Source organism: Sphingomonas sp. 28-62-20 (genome assembly GCF_002281505.1).
Map to the genome: position 1 here is coordinate 26042 of NZ_NCGH01000016.1, position 17141 is coordinate 43182.

The following is a 17141-nucleotide window of genomic DNA, read 5'->3' on the forward strand; positions in this document are numbered from 1 at the left end:
CCGCTTAGGCGGCCAGCAGCGACGTTGCCCCGCCCAGATCAACCGATACCAGCCGGCTCACCCCCTGTTCGATCATCGTCACGCCGAACAGGCGGTGCATCCGGCTCATCGTCACGGCGTTATGGGTGACGATCAGGTAGCGGGTGCGCGTTTCCTGGGTCATGCGGTCAAGCAAGTCACAGAAGCGCTCAATATTGGCGTCATCGAGCGGGGCGTCGACTTCGTCGAGCACGCAGATCGGCGCGGGATTGGTGAGAAACAGGCCAAAGATCAGCGCGACCGCCGTCAGCGCCTGTTCGCCGCCTGAGAGGAGGGTGAGCGACTGGAGCTTCTTGCCGGGCGGCTGGGCCATGATCTCCAGTCCGGCTTCGAGCGGATCGTCTGAATCGACCATTTGAAGATGCGCCTGGCCGCCATTGAACAGCGTCGTGAACAGCCGCCGGAAATGCCCGTCGACCGCTTCAAAGGCTGCCAGCAAGCGCTGCCGCCCCTCACGATTGAGCGTGCCGATCGAGCCGCGCAATCGGTTGACGGCCTGTCCCAGCTCGTCACGCTCGGCGGCATTGCTGGCGCTCGCCGCTTCAAGCTCAGCCAGTTCGGTATCGGCGACAAGATTGACCGGGCCGATCCGCTCGCGCTCGATCGACAACCGCTCATGCCGCGCCGATTCATCGGCGGGGGTGCGGATCTCGTCGGCCCTAAAGCCAACCCGCTCGGGCAGCACTGGTGGGGGGCATTCGAAGCGTTCTCCCGATAGCCGCCCCATCTCAACACGCCGCAATTCCTGATTTTCCGCGCGCGCAGCGGCCCCGGCTCGCGTCTCGCGGGCTTGCGACAGCGCCTCGGCGGCCTGGCGCGCCACCGCTTCGGTTTCGCGCAGCAACGCCTCGCCCGCATGCTCGGCGGCGAGCGCCGCCTCAGCGTCGGCACGGGCCGACTCATGCATGGCCGCACCTTCGCCAATCTGGCGGTCAAGAATCGCCGGGCGCACGGCCAGGATCGCCGCTTCCTCGCTCAGTTGCTCTTCGCGCTTGGCCATATCGGCAATCCGTCGTGCCGCTTCGCCCGCGCGCGCGCGCCAGCTTTTGGCATCGGCCTGGCCAACCGCGATACGCTCGCGATCCGCCGCCAGATCACGGTCGAGCGCGGCGCGATCGCTACGAGCCTGCGCCACTGCCGTGCGCCGCGCTTCGGCCTCACGCTGGAGCAGCGCAACCCGGTCGCGCGTGGCGCTGCCATCGGGCAAACCGGCAATCTGTGCCTCGGCGCGCGACACCTCCCCTGCGGCTTCTTCCTGTTCGGCGGCGATGCGGCGCCCACGCCCATCCAGATCGGCGCGCTGCGCATCAATCCGCTCAATCGCGGAAGCGGCGCGGTCTTCAGTCCGCAGCGCCTCGCGCCCGCTCGCCTCAGCCGCCTCTAACGAGCGTCGCGCCTCGCTCGCCGCGCGCCGCGCCTCGCCGACAGCGGCGTCGATCCGCGCCAGCTCGGCATCTTTTGCCTCGACCGCGCGAACAGCCGGGCCCCGCGCTGCCTCCAAAGCCCGTAGCCGATTCATGCGTTCAAGCCGCTCCGCGGCAGCCGCGCCGCCTGATTTAGCGATATAGCCATCCCAACGCCGGAGCACGCCTGCCAATGTCACCAGCCTTTGGCCAACCGCGAGCCGCTGCCCATCATCCTGATCAGCCACCAGGATCTGCGCCAGCCGCCGCGCGAGCGCTGGTGGCGCCGCGACATGGCGGGCAAGCGGTACCACCCCGGCCGGGGCGGCGGGGTCGGCGTCATGCGGTTCTGCGCCGCCCCAATAATGCATCGCCGCCGGATCGAGCCCCGCTTCCAGATCATCCCCCAGCGCCGCCGCCAACGCGCGTTCATAGCCCGGATCGGGGCGGAGCTGGTCAAGAACGCGATCCTTGCCGGTCCGCTGCGTCGCTATGGCAAGGGCGGCGCTTTCGCTGTCAATCGCGGCGAGCTCGGCATGCGCGGTCGCGCGAGCGGATTGGGCACCATCGCGCGACTCGATCGCCGCACGTTCGGCGGCGTCGGCACCCGCCAGCATCGCCCGGGCCGCTTCGGCCTGGCGTAGCGCCTGATCGCGGGCGTCAGCTGCGGCCTGGCGTTGCGCTTGCAAAGGCGCGGAATCGCTCAGCGCATTGGTTTCCGCCATCACCCGCGCGGCATCGCGATTGGCGCGATCGAGCCGGGCGCGCGCTGCCACCAAAGCCGCCTGCGCCACGCGCGATTCCGCTGCTTCGCTTGCCTGCGCGGCCAGCGCCTGGGCAAGCGCGACCTCTGCATCGCGGGCCAGGCCCTCAGCCTCGGCAAGCAATTTTTCGAGCGCGGGTTGACGCGTGGCCGCCGCCACAATCCGCGCCTCCAGCGCCTTGCCCTGCTCGGCCAACCGCGCCAGCGCTTCGGCGGCGTCATGCGCCAGCGCGCCTTCGCGGTCGCGATCAGCCACGATCCGCGCCTGGGCGTCGGCCAGCTCGGTAATTCGGCGATCGACACTCGCGCGCTCGGTGCGCAACGTGGCAAGGCTGTGGCCCGCCTCGCTTGCCCGATCACGCGCGGCCAGCGATGTCGCGCGCGCCAGTGCCAGCCGATCGGTTGCTGCGGTTTGATGCGCTGCCGCCGCGCGCTGCGCCTCGGCTGCCTCGGCCACCCGCGCTTCCGCTTCGCTTGCCTCCGCGCGCGCGATATCAGCCGCAGCCGCAGCGTCGCGCCAGCGCGCGAAGATCATCCGCGCCTCTGCCACGCGAATCTGGTCTGACAGCGCCCGGTATCGCTCCGCCTGTTTGGCCTGACGACGGAGTGCTGCAGCGCGCGCGTCCTGATCGGCGATCACTTCATCAAGCCGGGTAAGATTGGCCTCAGTCGCGCGCAATTTTTGCTCGGCATCGCGGCGGCGGACGTGCAGCCCGGCGATCCCGGCTGCTTCCTCTAGCATCGCCCGGCGCTCGGCGGGCTTGGCGGCGATCACCGCGCTGATCCGGCCTTGGCTGACAAGCGCTGGCGAATGCGCGCCGGTAGCCGCGTCGGCAAACAGCAGCGACACATCCTTGGCGCGGACATCGCGCCCGTTGATCCGATAAGCAGACCCAGCCCCGCGCTCGATCCGCCGGACGATTTCGGTTTCGTCGGCACCCTGGTCGCCGTCAGCATCGCCATCGATCAGGATGGAAACCTCGGCAAAATCGCGCTGCGGCCGGGTCGCGGTGCCCGCGAAGATCACGTCTTCCATCCCGGCACCGCGCATCGATTTTGCGCTGTTTTCGCCCATCGTCCAGCGCAAGGCTTCGAGCAGGTTGGATTTGCCGCAGCCATTGGGCCCGACAATGCCGGTCAGCCCGGGTTCAATGCGCAGATCTGCTGGATCGACGAAGCTCTTGAACCCGGTTAACCGAAGCCGCTTAATCTGCACGAAACTGTGGCCCTGTCGTCAGGCGCCGGCAGCCCTAAGCACGCCTTCGAGGCCCTTCCAATCAAGCACGCCGTCAGCAATCTTGCCGTTGACGATGAAGGTTGGCGTACCGCTGACCTTATATTCGGTATCGGCTTGCTGGAGATTGGCGGCCAGCCGCGCGATGGCGGCTTGATCGGCGAGACAGGCCAGGGCCTTGCTCTCTGGCACGCCGCGCTGCTTGACGAAATCGATATAGCCCAGATTTTCGGCAAAGAAGCGCGCGACCTCCATCGGCGGCTTGCCCTGCAGCGCCTGGCCGGCCTGCGCCACCTGTTGTTCCTTGGCGAGCAGCGTCTGCTGGTTGCGCATCATATCCTCTAGCATCGGGAAAAACGCCGCTGGCTCTACGCATTGGCCAAGCAGGATCGGGCCGATATCAAGGGGGCCATGGACCGGAAAATCGCGGAACTCATAGGAAACCTTGCCGCTCGCAATCATGCCCGATTTCAGCGCAGGCAAACCCTCCGCATCGAAGCGGGCGCAGGTTGGGCAGGTGCGAGCACCATATTCAATCAGCTTGATCGGCGCGTCGGGATTGCCCATCCGCATGCCGCCTTGCGGTGTCGGCGCGACAACATCGGCCCAGGCGGTGCCAGCCGGCGCTGGCGCGGCGGCGATGCTCTTGACCGGCGCAGAGACAGTCGCCGTGTCATCCTTGTTGCAGGCGGCAAGCGCCAGCGCGGGCAGAACAGCAAGCATCAGGGGCAGCTTCATTGGACGAGACTCCTTGGTGATGTGGCCATGGGGCAAATGGAACTGCACCCGGCCAGGATCGGTTGATCTTAGCGGGCTCCCCCGGCGCGGAGCAACGGTTCGACGCCCGCCCAGGTAAATTCTTTGACCATCGTTCCATTGATAACGATCGCTGGCGTGCCCTTGATCACCTTCCGCGCGGCTTCGCCATTGGCCAGGATGCTCGCCAGCAGTTTCTCATTTGCAAAACAGGCGTCGATCCGTTCGCGTGACAGGCCGCGCGCCAGCATCAAATCGATCAGCCCATTTGCCTGCGCGCCCGCGCGAATCTGACCGAGCGGGGTATCGAGCACGAAACGCTTCGCATCCCGCTCCATGAATCCCATCGCGAGCGACAGCCATTCGGACTGGCGCGCAAAAATCTCGTCGGCGGCGTTGGCAAAGCTTAGCCCGCCAGCGCAGCGCGCCAGGATCGTGGCCCCAAGATCGGGGAAATCACGCCCGATCGGGCGATATTCGATCGATAACGACCCCGATCGAATGAACTGCTCCTTCAGCACTGGCCCGGATTCCACCGAAAAAGCGGCGCAGTGTGAACAGGTGAAGCTCAGATACTCGATTACCTTTACGCGGGCGCGCGGATTACCAAGGACGACATTGCCCGCCGGTGTATCGGTCGCCACCTTGGTCCAGTCGCGCAGCACACCGGGAGCCTTTACGGCTGGCTTGGCTGAAGATTTGGTCGGCGGCAATGCATTGGCCGCACCTGCAAAAATGATCGCAGCGATCATAGCAGCGCTGATCGGACGGTTCATTCGGCTCGCTCCGGCGTCTCGATAATCGGCGGGCCGCGTGTGGCGGCGACACCAGCGGCAAGCGCCTCCAAAACCGCCTTGAACTCAGGATCGGCAATCGCCCGCAGGCTATCGCCCAATTCAATCGGCACCGGTCTAATCGACGGCGGTGGTTTGCGGCTTGGGGTCGAGGGCACATCGCACTGGCGGATGGCAACCCTGGCAATGGCCTCATAGCCAAAAAAACGATTCACCCGCTCAATAATCTCGGGCGCAATATGCTGCATCATCGGCCCATGCGCGCCGCGCACAACCAGGGCCAATGTGCCTTCGGCGCGCTTGCCGTGGGGGAATTTGATCGATTCGGGTGCCGATACCGCCGCAAATTTCGGCCCGACAATTTCCGCCCAGCGACTGACCACCGCGCTTTGCACAAAGCCGAATCGCCGGAACGCCGCGCCACCAACATCAGGCAGCAGATCAGCGACCGCGCGCGCAGGCCCGCCGCGCTTGGCCTCTGCCGTCGGCGTCGCATTCTTGGGGCGGGGGGCGCGCACGCCGCTTTTGCTCATGGTGCCTCCCATGCCATAGCGATGCCGTGAACGCCAAGGCCCACGATCAGGAATCCATGCTGCCCGCCGATCCGGGCGACGCGCGGTACAGCCAGTGGCTGCTCCGCTGGTATGATGCCCATGCCCGCGATCTACCGTGGCGGCACAAGCCGGGCGAGCCCGCTGATCCTTATCGCGTCTGGCTTTCTGAAATCATGCTGCAGCAAACAACGGTGGCGACAGTGCGCCCGCGCTTTGCCGAGTTTATTGCTCGCTGGCCAACGGTCACTGCCCTTGCTGCCACCGATGATGCTGATCTGATGGGCGCCTGGGCGGGGCTGGGCTATTATGCGCGCGCCCGCAATTTATTGGCCTGCGCGCGCCAAGTGGTGACGGCGCATGGCGGCGTTTTTCCGCCCGAAGAAGCGGCTTTACGCGCGCTGCCGGGGATTGGCGACTATACCGCTGCCGCCATCGCCGCGATCGCCTTTGGCAAGCGCGCGGTGGTGATCGACGGCAATGTCGAACGCGTCGTCGCGCGATTATTTGCCATCGACACGCCGCTGCCTGCCGCCAAGCCGATCATTCGCTTGCTCGTCGACCAGATCACGCCAATGACGCGCGCAGGCGATTTTGCGCAGGCGATGATGGACCTGGGATCGGGCCTGTGCGGTCCACGGGTAACCCAATGCTTGCTCTGCCCGCTGCGCACGGTCTGCAGGGCAGCCGCAGCAGGCACACCTACTGCCTTTCCCGTCAAACCGCGCAAATCGGCCAAACCGCAGCGCTACGGCACGGTTTTCTGGCTCGAACATGCGGGAAAAATCCTGTTGGTTCGCCGACCAGACAAGGGGTTGCTCGGTGGCATGCGCGCGCTGCCGACAGGTCCGTGGACCGACACAGCGCCTGGGCTTGAAGGCGCACCCGATGCGGCGATTGATTGGCAAATCGCGCCCGATCGTGTCAGTCATGTCTTTACGCACTTTACCCTTGAACTCGCCCTTGCGGTTGGCCGCGCCGAGGGGCATTCACCACCAGCAACAGGCGAATGGTGGGCGATTACGTCGCTCGATTCGGCAGGGCTGCCAACCGTGTTCGCCAAGGCGGCCCGGTTGGGACCCCGGTTGGGACCCCGTTTGGGAAATTGAGAGGATGAAGACGCACATGGCCACCAAGATTCAGACGCTAGCCCTGAGCAGTGCGTTGCTCGCCCTGTCAGCCGGGGGCGCCTTTGCCGGCCAGGCGCAGCGCCAGCCAGTGCCGATGGCGCATGAAAAGGCGCCGCTGACCCAAGCTGCTGCGTTGATCGACAGCTACCCGGCCACGGACAAGACGCCGGGAATCGTCGCGGTCGTTGGACAAGGCGATAGCGCGCCAACCGTGCTCGCGGCGGGCAAGATCGCTGCCGAGGAGGGCACTGCCAAGGCCGATGCCGATTCGCTTTGGCGCGTCTATTCGATGACCAAGCCGATCACCGCGATGGCGGCGATGATGCTGATCGAAGAAGGCAAGATGAAGCTCGACCAACCCGTGTCGGATTTCATCCCGGCCTTTAAGAACATGACCGTGCTTGTCGATCCAGCCAAGGATTTAACCGCGCGCCCGGCCACGCGCCCGATCACGGTCCGCCATCTGCTGACCCACACGGCAGGGCTTGGGTACACCATCATCACCACAGGCCCGTTGCTGAAGGAATATGAACGCCAGGGCATCACTCCTTTTACGGCCAATGCCCAGGTTGAGGCGCAGATGCGGCTGGCCCGGCCCAAGACGCTGCAGGAATTCGCCAATCGGGTGGCCGGCCTGCCGCTGATTGCCGATCCCGGCACCAAATGGAGCTATTCGATCGGCCTCGACGTGATGGGGGCGGTGATCGAGAAGGCGAGCGGCATGCCGTTCGATACCTTCCTGCAAAAGCGCATTTTCACGCCGCTCAAAATGAGCTCAACCTTCTTCACCGTGCCCACAGCAGACGCCAAGCGGCTCGTGACGGGCTATACTTGGGTCGGCGCGAACCGCGTGCCGCTCGATCCCGGTGCGACATCGGTCTTCCTCCAGCCGCCAAGCTTCCCCTATGGCGGTGCCGGGCTAGTGATGTCAGCGCATGATTATGATCGCTTCCTGCATATGCTGCAAAATGGCGGCACGCTGGACGGCGCACGGATCCTGAAACCGGCGACCGTTGCACTCGCCATGTCGAATCTCTTGCCTGAGGGCGTCACCTATGGCGGTGCTGTGGCCAATACCGGCGGCGCGACTGGCCAGTCGCAGGGCTTTGGCGCGGGTGGTTCGGTCTATCTGGTCGACATGCCCGGCGGCCCGTCGAAAGGCACCTATGGCTGGGGCGGGGCTGCCGGCACGATCGCCTGGGTCGATCCGGTGCGCCACCTTCGTGCGACCGCGATGGTCAATTATCTACCCGGCGAGAAATGGCCGCTGCGGCGTGATTTCACTAAGGCACTTTACGCTGATCTCGCGCAATAATGTCGCCGGGATTTACGGGCGGGCGGCTGGATCGCGCCGACCGCCTGCGTCATGATCAAGCGGCGCTGGCGGCGGCAACCAGTGATTGGCGCGCCCGCGTCCTGAAGCTCGACAATTTCGAGCCCGAATTGACGGCAGAGGGCTTGCTCGGCTGGGGAAGTCTCGCCGATCTCGCGGATGATGCTGAGCTGATTTTGCTTGGTCTTGACGGTGATCGCCCGCATTTCGCCGCCTATCTGCCGGGCATGCGCGCGCCTGCGGGTCGGTCAATGCGGCTATTCGCGATGCTCGACCGGTTCGCGCCGGGCGAAGCCGCAACCTATGCGGCGGCCCGCAGCGTGCTTGACTGGCATAGCCGCCATCAATTCTGCGCAAATTGCGGCACCCAGACGGTAATGTTCCGGGCGGGCTGGGCGCGTAAATGCGGCCAGTGCCAGGCGGAACATTTTCCGCGCGTTGACCCCGTCGTCATCATGATCGCCGAATATCAGGGCTGCGCCTTGCTGGGGCGCGGGCCGAGCTGGCCGGCCGGGCGCTATTCGGCGCTGGCGGGCTTTCTGGAGCCGGGCGAATCGATGGAAGAAGCCGTCGCGCGCGAGATTTTCGAAGAAGCAGGCGTGCGCGTATCGAACGTGCGCTACATCGCCAGCCAACCCTGGCCCTTCCCCTCATCGCTAATGATGGCCTGCGTTGCCGAAGCGCAGGATGATGCGCTCACGATCGACACCAATGAGCTTGAAGACGCCATTTGGGTGGAGCGCGACGTGGTGCGGGCGGTGCTGGCCGGCGAGCCCGGCCCTTTCCTGCCGCCGCCGCCCTATGCGATTGCGCATACATTGCTGACGGCATGGGCGGACGGCTAGCTGGCCGGGCTATCCTCGCGCCCGCGCCTGACGATATGTGCCCAGCAGCCGCAGCCATTTCGAATGGAAGCCTAGCTCTTCGAGCGCGCGATCGACGGCGGGATCGCCGGGCTTGCCGACAATATCGGCGTAAAACTCAGTCGCTGAAAAGCTGCCGCCGCGCTGATAACTCTCCAACTTCGTGATGTTCACGCCGTTGGTCGCAAAGCCGCCCAGCGCTTTGTACAGCGCAGCGGGCACATTCTTCACTTCAAAGATTAACGTGGTCATGAACGGGCCATCGCCATCAACCGGGCGGCCACCGCGCGCAAGGACGACGAATCGCGTGGTGTTGTGGTCGGCATCGGCGATATCCTCGGCGAGCAGGTTGAGCCCATAAATCACCGCCGCGCCGGGTGGCGCAAGTGCGGCCAGCGCGGGGTCACGGCGTTCGGCGACCACCGCCGCCGCGCCCGCCGTATCGGGATAGGCAACCGGCGCAATGCCATGGTCGCGCAACCAGTGACGACATTGGCCGAGCGCCTGGGGGTGGCTCATCGCCTCGCGCACCTGATCGCGCGTGCCGACGCCCATCAGCGCATGGCGAATCGGCAGAAAATGCTCGCCGGTGATCACCAGCCCCGATTCGGGTAGCAGGAAATGCATGTCCGCCACGCGGCCGTGGAGCGAATTTTCAATCGGAATGATGGCGCAGTCAGCGCGTCCCTCCTGCACCGCTTCAATCGCATCGGCGAAATCGAAACAAGGCAGTGGCAGACCATTTGGAAAGGCCTGCACGGCGGCAACATGCGAATTTGCGCCTGGCGCGCCCTGAAAAGCAACCGCGCTTTCGGGATGCGCGGCAGCGCTGGCAATCATCTCTGCCACAATCGGGCGGGCGGGGGCGGCGAAATTTTCCATCGGGGTCGCGCCTATCGGTCCGCACGCGCCTCGGCAAGCGCGCTTGCGGTGCTGCACTTGCGAACCTAAAGGGAGGCCAACTTCAAAAATCCCTACCTTCAAGATCGAGGCGCGACTCCAAGATGGATATTCGGACCAATACAATTCTCGGCTGGATTCTGGCGGCGCTGTTTGTCGCGCTTGGGCTGGGCAACCTCAGCCACCTGTATTTCAAGTCCGAGAAGCTTGAAAAGCCGGGCTTCCCGATTGAAGGCGCTGTCGAAGCCAGCGAAGCTGGCCCCGCGGCGCCTGAAGTACCGATCGAGGTGATGATGGCATCGGCCGATGTCACCCAAGGCGCTGAAGTCTTCAAGAAATGCGCGTCATGCCACACCGTTACGCAGGGCGGTGCCAATGGTATTGGCCCCAATTTGTGGGCGACGGTTGGTGCAGCGATCGCTGCCGGCAAGGGCGGCTATGCCTTTTCCGATGCGCTGAAGGCCAAGGGCGGCAATTGGGATTTCGCGACGCTGAATGAATGGATCACCAACCCGCGCAAATTCGCATCGGGCACCAAGATGAGCTTTGCCGGCCTGGCCGATCCGGCAGCGCGCGCCAATGTGATCGCCTATCTGAACGCGCAAGGGTCCAACATCCCGTTGCCGCCGGTGCCGGCCGCAGCGGCTGCGAATACGCTGACGACGCCGGAAGATCCCCCGCTGGATGGCAATGCTGCTGCCCCGGCCGATGCAGCGGCACCAGCCGAGGCAGAGTGAAGCGCTATTCTTCGTGATCGCCCGGCGTCCGATGCGTGATCCTACGCGTCGGAATCCGGGTGTTCGCGGTAGAAGCGCTTAACCACCTCCCACGCTTCTTCAGCGGTTTCGACAAAGGTGAAGATGCCAAGGTCGCGCGCGGAAACGACCCCTTCTTCGACCAGCGCTTCAAAATTAATCACGCGATTCCAAAATTCGCGGCCAAACAACAACACGGGGATTGGCTTGATCTTGCCCGTTTGGATCAGCGTCAGCAGCTCAAACAGCTCGTCGAACGTGCCAAAGCCACCCGGAAACGCCGCGAGCGCACGCGCATGAAGCAGGAAGTGCATCTTGCGTAGCGCAAAATAATGGAACTGCAGGCTTAGGCTCGGCGTGACATAGGGATTAGGGGCCTGTTCGTGCGGCAGCACGATATTGAGGCCGATCGATTCAGCTCCCACATCCGCTGCACCGCGATTGGCCGCTTCCATGATCGATGGGCCCCCGCCCGAACAAACGACAAACTGGCGCATGTCGTTTTCATCATGCGGGCATAAGCTAACCAGCCGCGCGAGTTCGCGCGCGACATCATAATATTTGGACTTGGCGACCAGACTTTCGGCGATCCGCCGCGCCTGATCATCCTTGGCCTGGGCAAGCAAGGCCTGGGCTTTGCTGGGCTCAGGGATTCGCGCCGACCCGTAAAACACAAAGGTCGAGCCGATATTGGCTTCCTGAAAAACCAGTTCGGGCTTGAGCAGCTCAAGCTGAAAGCGGACCGGGCGCAGATCTTCACGCAGCAGGAAATCCATATCCTGAAAGGCGAGCTTATAGGATGGATCGCGGGTTTGGGGGGTGGAGACCTGCCCCTTGGCGGTTTCGGCATCCTGGGCGGCGCGCGCAAAGACGCGCGCGGGTAGTTTTGGTTCTGTCATTAGCCCGCCCTAACCCAAACAGCCGTGAGCGGCAAAGCCCTGCACGATCATTACTTCCATGTCGGCAACTCGCCGCACGCAAAGGGGCGGACAGGAACAGAAATACCGGCGATCCGTTCATGTGCCGGAGCGCAAGGGTGCCCACAGACTATATCTATACGCTGCACTGCACACGGAATTGATTGACAGGCGCAAGCGCGACGCTAGGGCGGTAAGTGGGCCACGCGGTCCCAACGCCGCGCGTGCTCTCTGTGAGGAGAGACTGACATGACTGATACGACTGCGCTTGACGCCACCACTGCGTCTGCACCTGCAAAACCCACCACAAAAGCTGCTCGCCCGTTTTTCTCGTCGGGCCCGTGCGCCAAGCCGCCAAGCTGGGATGCGGCTAAACTCGCAACCGAGTCGCTTGGCCGCTCACATCGCTCGAAGATCGGCAAGGCGCGGCTGCAGCTCGCCATTGACCTGATCCGCAAGATTCTGGCCGTGCCCGACACGCATCGCATCGGCATTGTGCCGGCATCCGACACGGGTGCCTATGAAATGGCGATGTGGACGATGCTGGGTGCGCGGCCCGTCACTACGCTCGCCTGGGAAAGCTTCGGCGAAGGCTGGGTGACCGATGCCGCCAAGCAGCTCAAGCTTAATCCAACGGTGATCAGCGCCGATTATGGCCAGCTGCCCGATCTCGATTCGGTCGATTGGTCGAATGACGTGCTGTTCACCTGGAATGGCACCACCAGCGGCGTGCGCGTGCCGAACGGTGACTGGATCGCCGACGACCGCGAAGGCCTGAGCTTCAACGACGCGACCTCCGCTGTATTCGCGTACGACATGCCGTGGGACAAGCTCGATGTAACCACCTTCTCCTGGCAGAAAGTGCTGGGCGGCGAAGGTGCACACGGCGTGATCATCCTTGGCCCCCGCGCGGTCGAGCGGCTCGAGAGCTATACCCCCGCCTGGCCACTGCCAAAGATTTTCCGGCTCGTATCGAAGGGCAAGCTCGCCGAGGGCGTGTTCAAGGGCGAGACGATCAACACCCCGTCGATGCTCGCGGTCGAGGACGTCATCTTCGCGCTCGAATGGGCTGAAACACTGGGTGGCCTGACCGGGCTGATGGCACGGTCCGACACCAACGCCGCCGCGCTCGACAAGATCGTCGAAGAGCGCGCCTGGCTCGGCCATCTTGCCGCTGATCCGGCGTCGCGGTCAAAAACCAGCGTCTGCCTGACGGTCGAGGGGTCGGACGAAGCCTTTATCAAGAAAATGGCCGGTGCGCTCGAAAAGGAAGGTGCGGCCTATGACGTGGCGGGCTACCGCGACGCGCCGCCGGGCCTGCGCATCTGGTGCGGCGCGACCGTCGATACCGCCGATATCGTGGCACTGGGGCCTTGGCTCGACTGGGCCTATGCGGTCGCCAAGGCCGCTTAACTCTACCTGTGCTCCGGCGGAGGCCGGAGCCTTGGCCGCAAGCGTCTCGCGGTCGATCCAGCGCTCCGGCCTTCGCCGGAGCACAACATTCTCCGATAGGATACTCCCTTGCCTAAAGTCCTTATCTCCGACAAAATGGACCCCAATGCCGCCGCCATCTTCCGCGCACGCGGTGTCGAGGTCGATGAAATCACTGGCCAGACCCCCGAAGAACTGATGGCGATCATCGGCCAATATGACGGCCTGGCGATCCGCAGCTCGACCAAGGTGACCAAGGCGATCCTCGAGCACGCAACCAACCTGAAGGTCATTGGCCGCGCGGGCATCGGCGTCGACAATGTCGATATTCCGGCGGCCTCGGCCAAGGGCGTCGTTGTCATGAACACCCCGTTCGGCAACAGCATCACCACCGCCGAACACGCCATTGCGCTGATGTTCGCGCTCGCCCGGCAGCTTCCGGAAGCGGACGCCAGCACCCAGGCCGGCAAGTGGGAAAAGAACCGCTTCATGGGCGTCGAGCTGACCAGCAAGACGCTCGGCCTGATCGGCGCGGGCAATATCGGCTCGATCGTGGCGGACCGCGCTTTGGGCCTGAAGATGAAGGTGATCGCGTATGATCCTTTCCTCACCCCTGAACGTGCGCTGGAAATGGGCGTTGAGAAGGTGACGCTCGACGATCTACTCGCGCGCGCCGACTTCATCACGCTGCACACGCCGCTGACCGACCAGACGCGCAACATCCTGTCCGAGGCAAATCTCGCCAAGACCAAGAAGGGCGTCCGAATCATCAATTGCGCGCGCGGCGGGCTGATTGATGAGGCAGCGCTGAAGGCGGGCCTCGATTCAGGGCATATCGGCGGCGCAGCGCTTGATGTGTTCCAGACCGAACCTGCCAAGGACTCGCCGCTGTTCGGCACGCCAGGCTTTATCTCGACCCCGCATCTGGGCGCATCGACCACCGAGGCGCAGGTCAATGTCGCACTGCAGGTTGCCGAGCAGATGGCCGATTTTCTGGTGACCGGCGGCATCACCAACGCGCTCAACGTCCCGTCCTTGTCAGCCGAGGAAGCGCCCAAGCTGAAGCCCTATATGGCGCTTGCCGAAAAGCTTGGGAGCCTGATCGGCCAGCTCGCCCACGGCGCCCTATCGGGCATCTCGGTCGAGGTAGAAGGGGCGGCGGCACAGCTCAACCAGAAGCCGATCACGAGCGCCGTGCTCGCGGGCATGATGCGCGTGCATTCGGACATCGTGAACATGGTCAACGCGCCATTCCTCGCCAAAGAGCGCGGCATTGACGTCCGCGAAATCCGGCATGACCGCGAGGGCGATTACCACACGATGGTCCGCGTAACGGTAAAGACCGATGCCGGCGACAAATCGGTCGCGGGCACGCTGTTCGGCGACGCCGCGCCGCGCCTGGTCGAGCTGTTCGGCATCAAAGTCGAAGCCGATCTGGCGGGACACATGCTCTATGTCGTGAACGAGGACGCACCGGGGTTCATTGGTCGGCTTGGCACCACGCTCGGCGAATCGGGCGTCAACATCGGCACCTTCCACCTTGGTCGCCGATCGGCGGGGGGCGAGGCAATTGTGCTGCTGTCGGTCGATGAGGCGGTGACCAATGACCTCATCGCCAATGTCCGCGCGCTGCCGGGGGTGAAAACGGTGATGGGATTGAGCTTCTGACAGGGCTAAGGGGCAGGCATGACTCTCTCCCTCCTCCCCGAAGGCTTTCACGATCGCCTGCCGCCCTTTGCCGATGTCGCGGCGCGGCTGGAAGCGCGCGTGATGGAGGCCGCTTTCGCGCATGGTTATGAGCGGATTGATCCGCCGCTGGTCGAGTTCTTCGAAGGACTCGCCCAGCGGCTAAAGGCGTCACGCACGATCGATGCCGTGCGCTATGTCGATCCGGTTTCACAGCGCACGCTGGCGATCCGGCCCGATATGACCGCCCAGGTCGGGCGGATCGCCGCCACACGGATGGCGCACCATCCGCGCCCGGTGCGGTTGAGTTATGCTGGCCCAGTTGTGAAACTGCGCGCGTCGGAACTCGCGCCCGAACGCGAACAGCGCCAGATGGGCTGCGAACTGATCGGGCTCGACAATGTCGCTGCAGCGAAGGAAATCGTCGGTGTCGCGGTCGAGGCACTGGAGGCTGCGGGAGTCGCGGACATCTCGATCGACTTCACCTTGCCCGATCTCGTCGATGTGCTGGCGGCGGGCCCTTTCCCCGTCGCTGCCGATCAGATCGAGACGCTGAAGGACCGGTTGGACGCCAAGGACGCCGGGGCCGTCGCAACGCTCGCGCCCGCTTATCTGCCGCTGATCGAGGCGGCGGGGCCGTTCGAGGCGGCGCATGACCGGCTCTGCGCCTTCGCGACCGGCGGCACGCTCACCTCGCGGCTCGACGGGCTTTGGGCGATTGCGCAGAGCCTGAAGGGCAAGGTTGCGCTCACGCTAGACCCGACCGAGCGCCACGGCTTCGAATATCAGAGCTGGATTGGCTTTTCGATCTTCGCCGGGGGGGTACGCGGCGAAATCGGACGCGGCGGCAGCTATACGGTGATGCACGAGGATGGCAGCGAGGAACCCGCGATTGGCTTCTCGCTCTACGCCGATGCGATCGTCGATGGCGGGCTGGCTCCGACCGAGCGACGGCGGTTGTTTGTGCCCGTCGGGGCCGATCCGACGCTGGCGGCGCAGATGCGCGGCGAAGGCTGGGTGACGGTGGCGGCGCTCGACGATGGCGATACCCCGCAGGCGCAATTGTGCACGCATGCGTTGGCGGGCAATAAGATCGTGTCCGTTCGTCCTGCGTAGCCATTGAGCGAAGTCGAAATGGCGTACCGAAGGTCCAGCTGCTTCGATACGGGTCTTCGACAAGCTCAGCCCCTACTCAGCACGAATGGCGTAAATTGAAGGATTTAGGTGTTGGCGAACGTAGCAGTAATCGGTGCCCAATGGGGCGATGAGGGCAAGGGCAAGATTGTCGATTGGCTCGCCGAGCGCGCCGATGTCGTCGTGCGCTTTCAGGGCGGGCATAATGCAGGGCATACGCTCGTCGTTGGCAACATGGTCTACAAGCTCTCGCTGCTGCCGTCGGGCATCGTTCGCGGCACCTCCAGCGTCATCGGCAATGGCGTGGTGCTCGATCCCTGGGCGCTCAAGGCCGAAGTGGAAAAGCTGCGCGGCCAGGGCGTGACAATCACGCCCGACACGCTGATGGTCGCGGATAATTGTGCGCTGATCCTGCCTTTTCACCGCGATCTCGATGCGCTGCGCGAGGATGCGAGTGGCGATGGCAAGATCGGCACGACGCGGCGCGGCATCGGCCCGGCGTACGAAGACAAGGTCGGCAGGCGCGCGATCCGGGTGTGCGATCTGGCGCATCTCGACGATCTGGGGCCGCAGATGGATCGGCTGACTGCACATCATGATGCGCTGCGCGCCGGGTTTGGCGAGCCGCCGATCGACCGCGCTGCATTGGTCGAGCAATTGCGCGAGATTGCCGCATTCGTGCTGCCCTATGCCCAGCCGGTCTGGCGGATGCTGGGTGAGGCGCGCTCGGCGGGCAAGCGCATCCTGTTCGAAGGCGCGCAGGGCGTGCTGCTCGATGTCGATCATGGCACCTATCCATTTGTCACGTCGTCGAACACGATTGCAGGGACGGCGGCCGGTGGGTCGGGGCTGGGGCCAAGTGCGGTCGGTTTCGTGCTCGGCATTGCCAAGGCCTATACGACGCGCGTGGGCAGCGGCCCCTTCCCCACCGAACTGGCCGACGCCACCGGCGAGCGGCTGGGGGAGCGCGGGCATGAATTCGGCACCGTCACCGGCCGCAAGCGCCGCTGTGGCTGGTTCGATGCTGTCCTCGTGCGGCAATCAGCGGCGGTCGGCGGCATCACTGGCATCGCGCTGACCAAGATCGACGTGCTCGACGGCTTTGACGAGGTGAAGATCTGCATCGGCTATCGGCTTAATGGGATTGAGCTCGATTATTTCCCGGCGCACTATGCTGATCAATCGGGTGTCGAACCGATTTATGAAACATTGCCGGGATGGCAGGAATCGACCGCAGGCGCGCGCAGCTGGGCTGATCTGCCGGCGGCGGCGATCAAATATATCAAGCGGATCGAGGAGCTGATCCGCTGCCCGGTCGCGCTGGTGTCGACCAGCCCAGAACGCGAGGATACGATCTTGGTGCGCGATCCGTTCGCGGATTGAGCGCTCAACCGATCCCCTTGCCGTCACCCCGGGCTCGACCCGGGGTCCCGCTTCTTCTCAGTCCGTGCA

General features: G+C 64.3%; 14 protein-coding genes. 8 read left to right on the forward strand and 6 right to left on the reverse strand.

The features are described from left to right. Positions 1 to 4: 4 nt before the first annotated feature. The 4 genes from smc to B7Y43_RS13700 all read right to left on the reverse strand — a co-directional run bounded on the left by smc (position 5) and on the right by B7Y43_RS13700 (position 5534). The gene (gene smc / locus B7Y43_RS13685; protein ID WP_374132222.1) at positions 5 to 3421 is read right to left on the reverse strand and encodes a chromosome segregation SMC family protein; all 3417 of its coding nucleotides are present in this window, start codon (positions 3419 to 3421) and stop codon (positions 5 to 7) included. An 18-nt stretch (positions 3422 to 3439) separates the two neighbouring features. Beyond that, positions 3440 to 4177, reverse strand: a complete 738-nt coding sequence (locus B7Y43_RS13690; RefSeq protein WP_374132223.1) for a thioredoxin domain-containing protein — start codon at positions 4175 to 4177, stop codon at positions 3440 to 3442. Positions 4178 to 4245: 68 nt separating this feature from the next. Continuing rightward, positions 4246 to 4971: a thioredoxin domain-containing protein gene (locus tag B7Y43_RS13695; RefSeq protein ID WP_374132224.1), complete on the reverse strand. Its 726-nt coding sequence runs from the start codon at positions 4969 to 4971 to the stop codon at positions 4246 to 4248. Next, positions 4968 to 5534, reverse strand: coding sequence for a DUF721 domain-containing protein (locus B7Y43_RS13700; RefSeq protein WP_374132225.1), 567 nt, complete (start codon positions 5532 to 5534; stop codon positions 4968 to 4970). The genes B7Y43_RS13695 and B7Y43_RS13700 overlap by 4 nt, the downstream gene beginning before the upstream one ends. Before the next feature lie 44 nt (positions 5535 to 5578). Here B7Y43_RS13700 and B7Y43_RS13705 point away from each other — a divergent pair, with 44 nt between their 5' ends. The 3 genes from B7Y43_RS13705 to nudC are packed head-to-tail and all read left to right on the forward strand — an operon-like array spanning position 5579 to position 8848. Continuing rightward, positions 5579 to 6649: an A/G-specific adenine glycosylase gene (locus B7Y43_RS13705; protein WP_374132263.1), complete on the forward strand. Its 1071-nt coding sequence runs from the start codon at positions 5579 to 5581 to the stop codon at positions 6647 to 6649. Between the two features lie 16 nt (positions 6650 to 6665). Further along, a complete protein-coding gene (locus tag B7Y43_RS13710; RefSeq protein WP_374132226.1) occupies positions 6666 to 7985 on the forward strand; it encodes a serine hydrolase domain-containing protein in 1320 nt (439 codons plus the stop codon). Then, positions 7985 to 8848 carry an NAD(+) diphosphatase gene (gene nudC / locus B7Y43_RS13715; protein WP_374132227.1) on the forward strand — a complete coding sequence of 288 codons (864 nt, stop codon included), beginning with the start codon at positions 7985 to 7987 and terminating at the stop codon, positions 8846 to 8848. The genes B7Y43_RS13710 and nudC overlap by 1 nt, the downstream gene beginning before the upstream one ends. 9 nt (positions 8849 to 8857) lie before the next feature. Here the strand turns inward: nudC and B7Y43_RS13720 are convergent, their stop codons facing one another. Beyond that, positions 8858 to 9748 (reverse strand): prephenate dehydratase, encoded by an 891-nt coding sequence (locus B7Y43_RS13720; protein ID WP_374132228.1) that lies wholly within the window; start codon positions 9746 to 9748, stop codon positions 8858 to 8860. 122 nt (positions 9749 to 9870) lie between these two features. On the opposite strand from B7Y43_RS13720, the gene B7Y43_RS13725 reads away from it, so the two are divergent. Then, positions 9871 to 10503, forward strand: coding sequence for a cytochrome c family protein (locus B7Y43_RS13725; RefSeq protein ID WP_374132229.1), 633 nt, complete (start codon positions 9871 to 9873; stop codon positions 10501 to 10503). Positions 10504 to 10544: 41 nt separating this feature from the next. Here B7Y43_RS13725 and B7Y43_RS13730 read toward each other — a convergent pair whose 3' ends face one another. Then, a complete protein-coding gene (locus B7Y43_RS13730; RefSeq protein WP_374132230.1) occupies positions 10545 to 11420 on the reverse strand; it encodes an LOG family protein in 876 nt (291 codons plus the stop codon). Positions 11421 to 11687: 267 nt separating this feature from the next. Between B7Y43_RS13730 and B7Y43_RS13735 the strand changes: the two genes are divergently transcribed. The 4 genes from B7Y43_RS13735 to B7Y43_RS13750 all read left to right on the forward strand — a co-directional run bounded on the left by B7Y43_RS13735 (position 11688) and on the right by B7Y43_RS13750 (position 17072). Then, positions 11688 to 12851 (forward strand): phosphoserine transaminase, encoded by a 1164-nt coding sequence (locus tag B7Y43_RS13735; protein ID WP_374132231.1) that lies wholly within the window; start codon positions 11688 to 11690, stop codon positions 12849 to 12851. 108 nt (positions 12852 to 12959) lie between these two features. Further along, a complete protein-coding gene (gene serA / locus B7Y43_RS13740; RefSeq protein WP_374132232.1) occupies positions 12960 to 14537 on the forward strand; it encodes a phosphoglycerate dehydrogenase in 1578 nt (525 codons plus the stop codon). Positions 14538 to 14555: 18 nt separating this feature from the next. Then, a complete protein-coding gene (locus B7Y43_RS13745) occupies positions 14556 to 15671 on the forward strand; it encodes an ATP phosphoribosyltransferase regulatory subunit (protein ID WP_374132233.1) in 1116 nt (371 codons plus the stop codon). A gap of 111 nt (positions 15672 to 15782) precedes the next feature. Continuing rightward, positions 15783 to 17072 (forward strand): adenylosuccinate synthetase, encoded by a 1290-nt coding sequence (locus B7Y43_RS13750; protein WP_374132234.1) that lies wholly within the window; start codon positions 15783 to 15785, stop codon positions 17070 to 17072. Positions 17073 to 17141: the final 69 nt, after the last annotated feature.

Coding starts and splice junctions, on each gene's coding strand:
- B7Y43_RS13690 (WP_374132223.1), bottom strand. CDS start 4,177: ATGAAGCTGCCCCTGATGCTTGCTGTTCTGCCCGCGCTGGCGCTTGCC.
- B7Y43_RS13695 (WP_374132224.1), bottom strand. CDS start 4,971: ATGAACCGTCCGATCAGCGCTGCTATGATCGCTGCGATCATTTTTGCA.
- B7Y43_RS13700 (WP_374132225.1), bottom strand. CDS start 5,534: ATGGGAGGCACCATGAGCAAAAGCGGCGTGCGCGCCCCCCGCCCCAAG.
- B7Y43_RS13705 (WP_374132263.1), top strand. CDS start 5,579: ATGCTGCCCGCCGATCCGGGCGACGCGCGGTACAGCCAGTGGCTGCTC.
- B7Y43_RS13710 (WP_374132226.1), top strand. CDS start 6,666: ATGGCCACCAAGATTCAGACGCTAGCCCTGAGCAGTGCGTTGCTCGCC.
- nudC (WP_374132227.1), top strand. CDS start 7,985: ATGTCGCCGGGATTTACGGGCGGGCGGCTGGATCGCGCCGACCGCCTG.
- B7Y43_RS13720 (WP_374132228.1), bottom strand. CDS start 9,748: ATGGAAAATTTCGCCGCCCCCGCCCGCCCGATTGTGGCAGAGATGATT.
- B7Y43_RS13725 (WP_374132229.1), top strand. CDS start 9,871: ATGGATATTCGGACCAATACAATTCTCGGCTGGATTCTGGCGGCGCTG.
- B7Y43_RS13730 (WP_374132230.1), bottom strand. CDS start 11,420: ATGACAGAACCAAAACTACCCGCGCGCGTCTTTGCGCGCGCCGCCCAG.
- B7Y43_RS13735 (WP_374132231.1), top strand. CDS start 11,688: ATGACTGATACGACTGCGCTTGACGCCACCACTGCGTCTGCACCTGCA.
- B7Y43_RS13745 (WP_374132233.1), top strand. CDS start 14,556: ATGACTCTCTCCCTCCTCCCCGAAGGCTTTCACGATCGCCTGCCGCCC.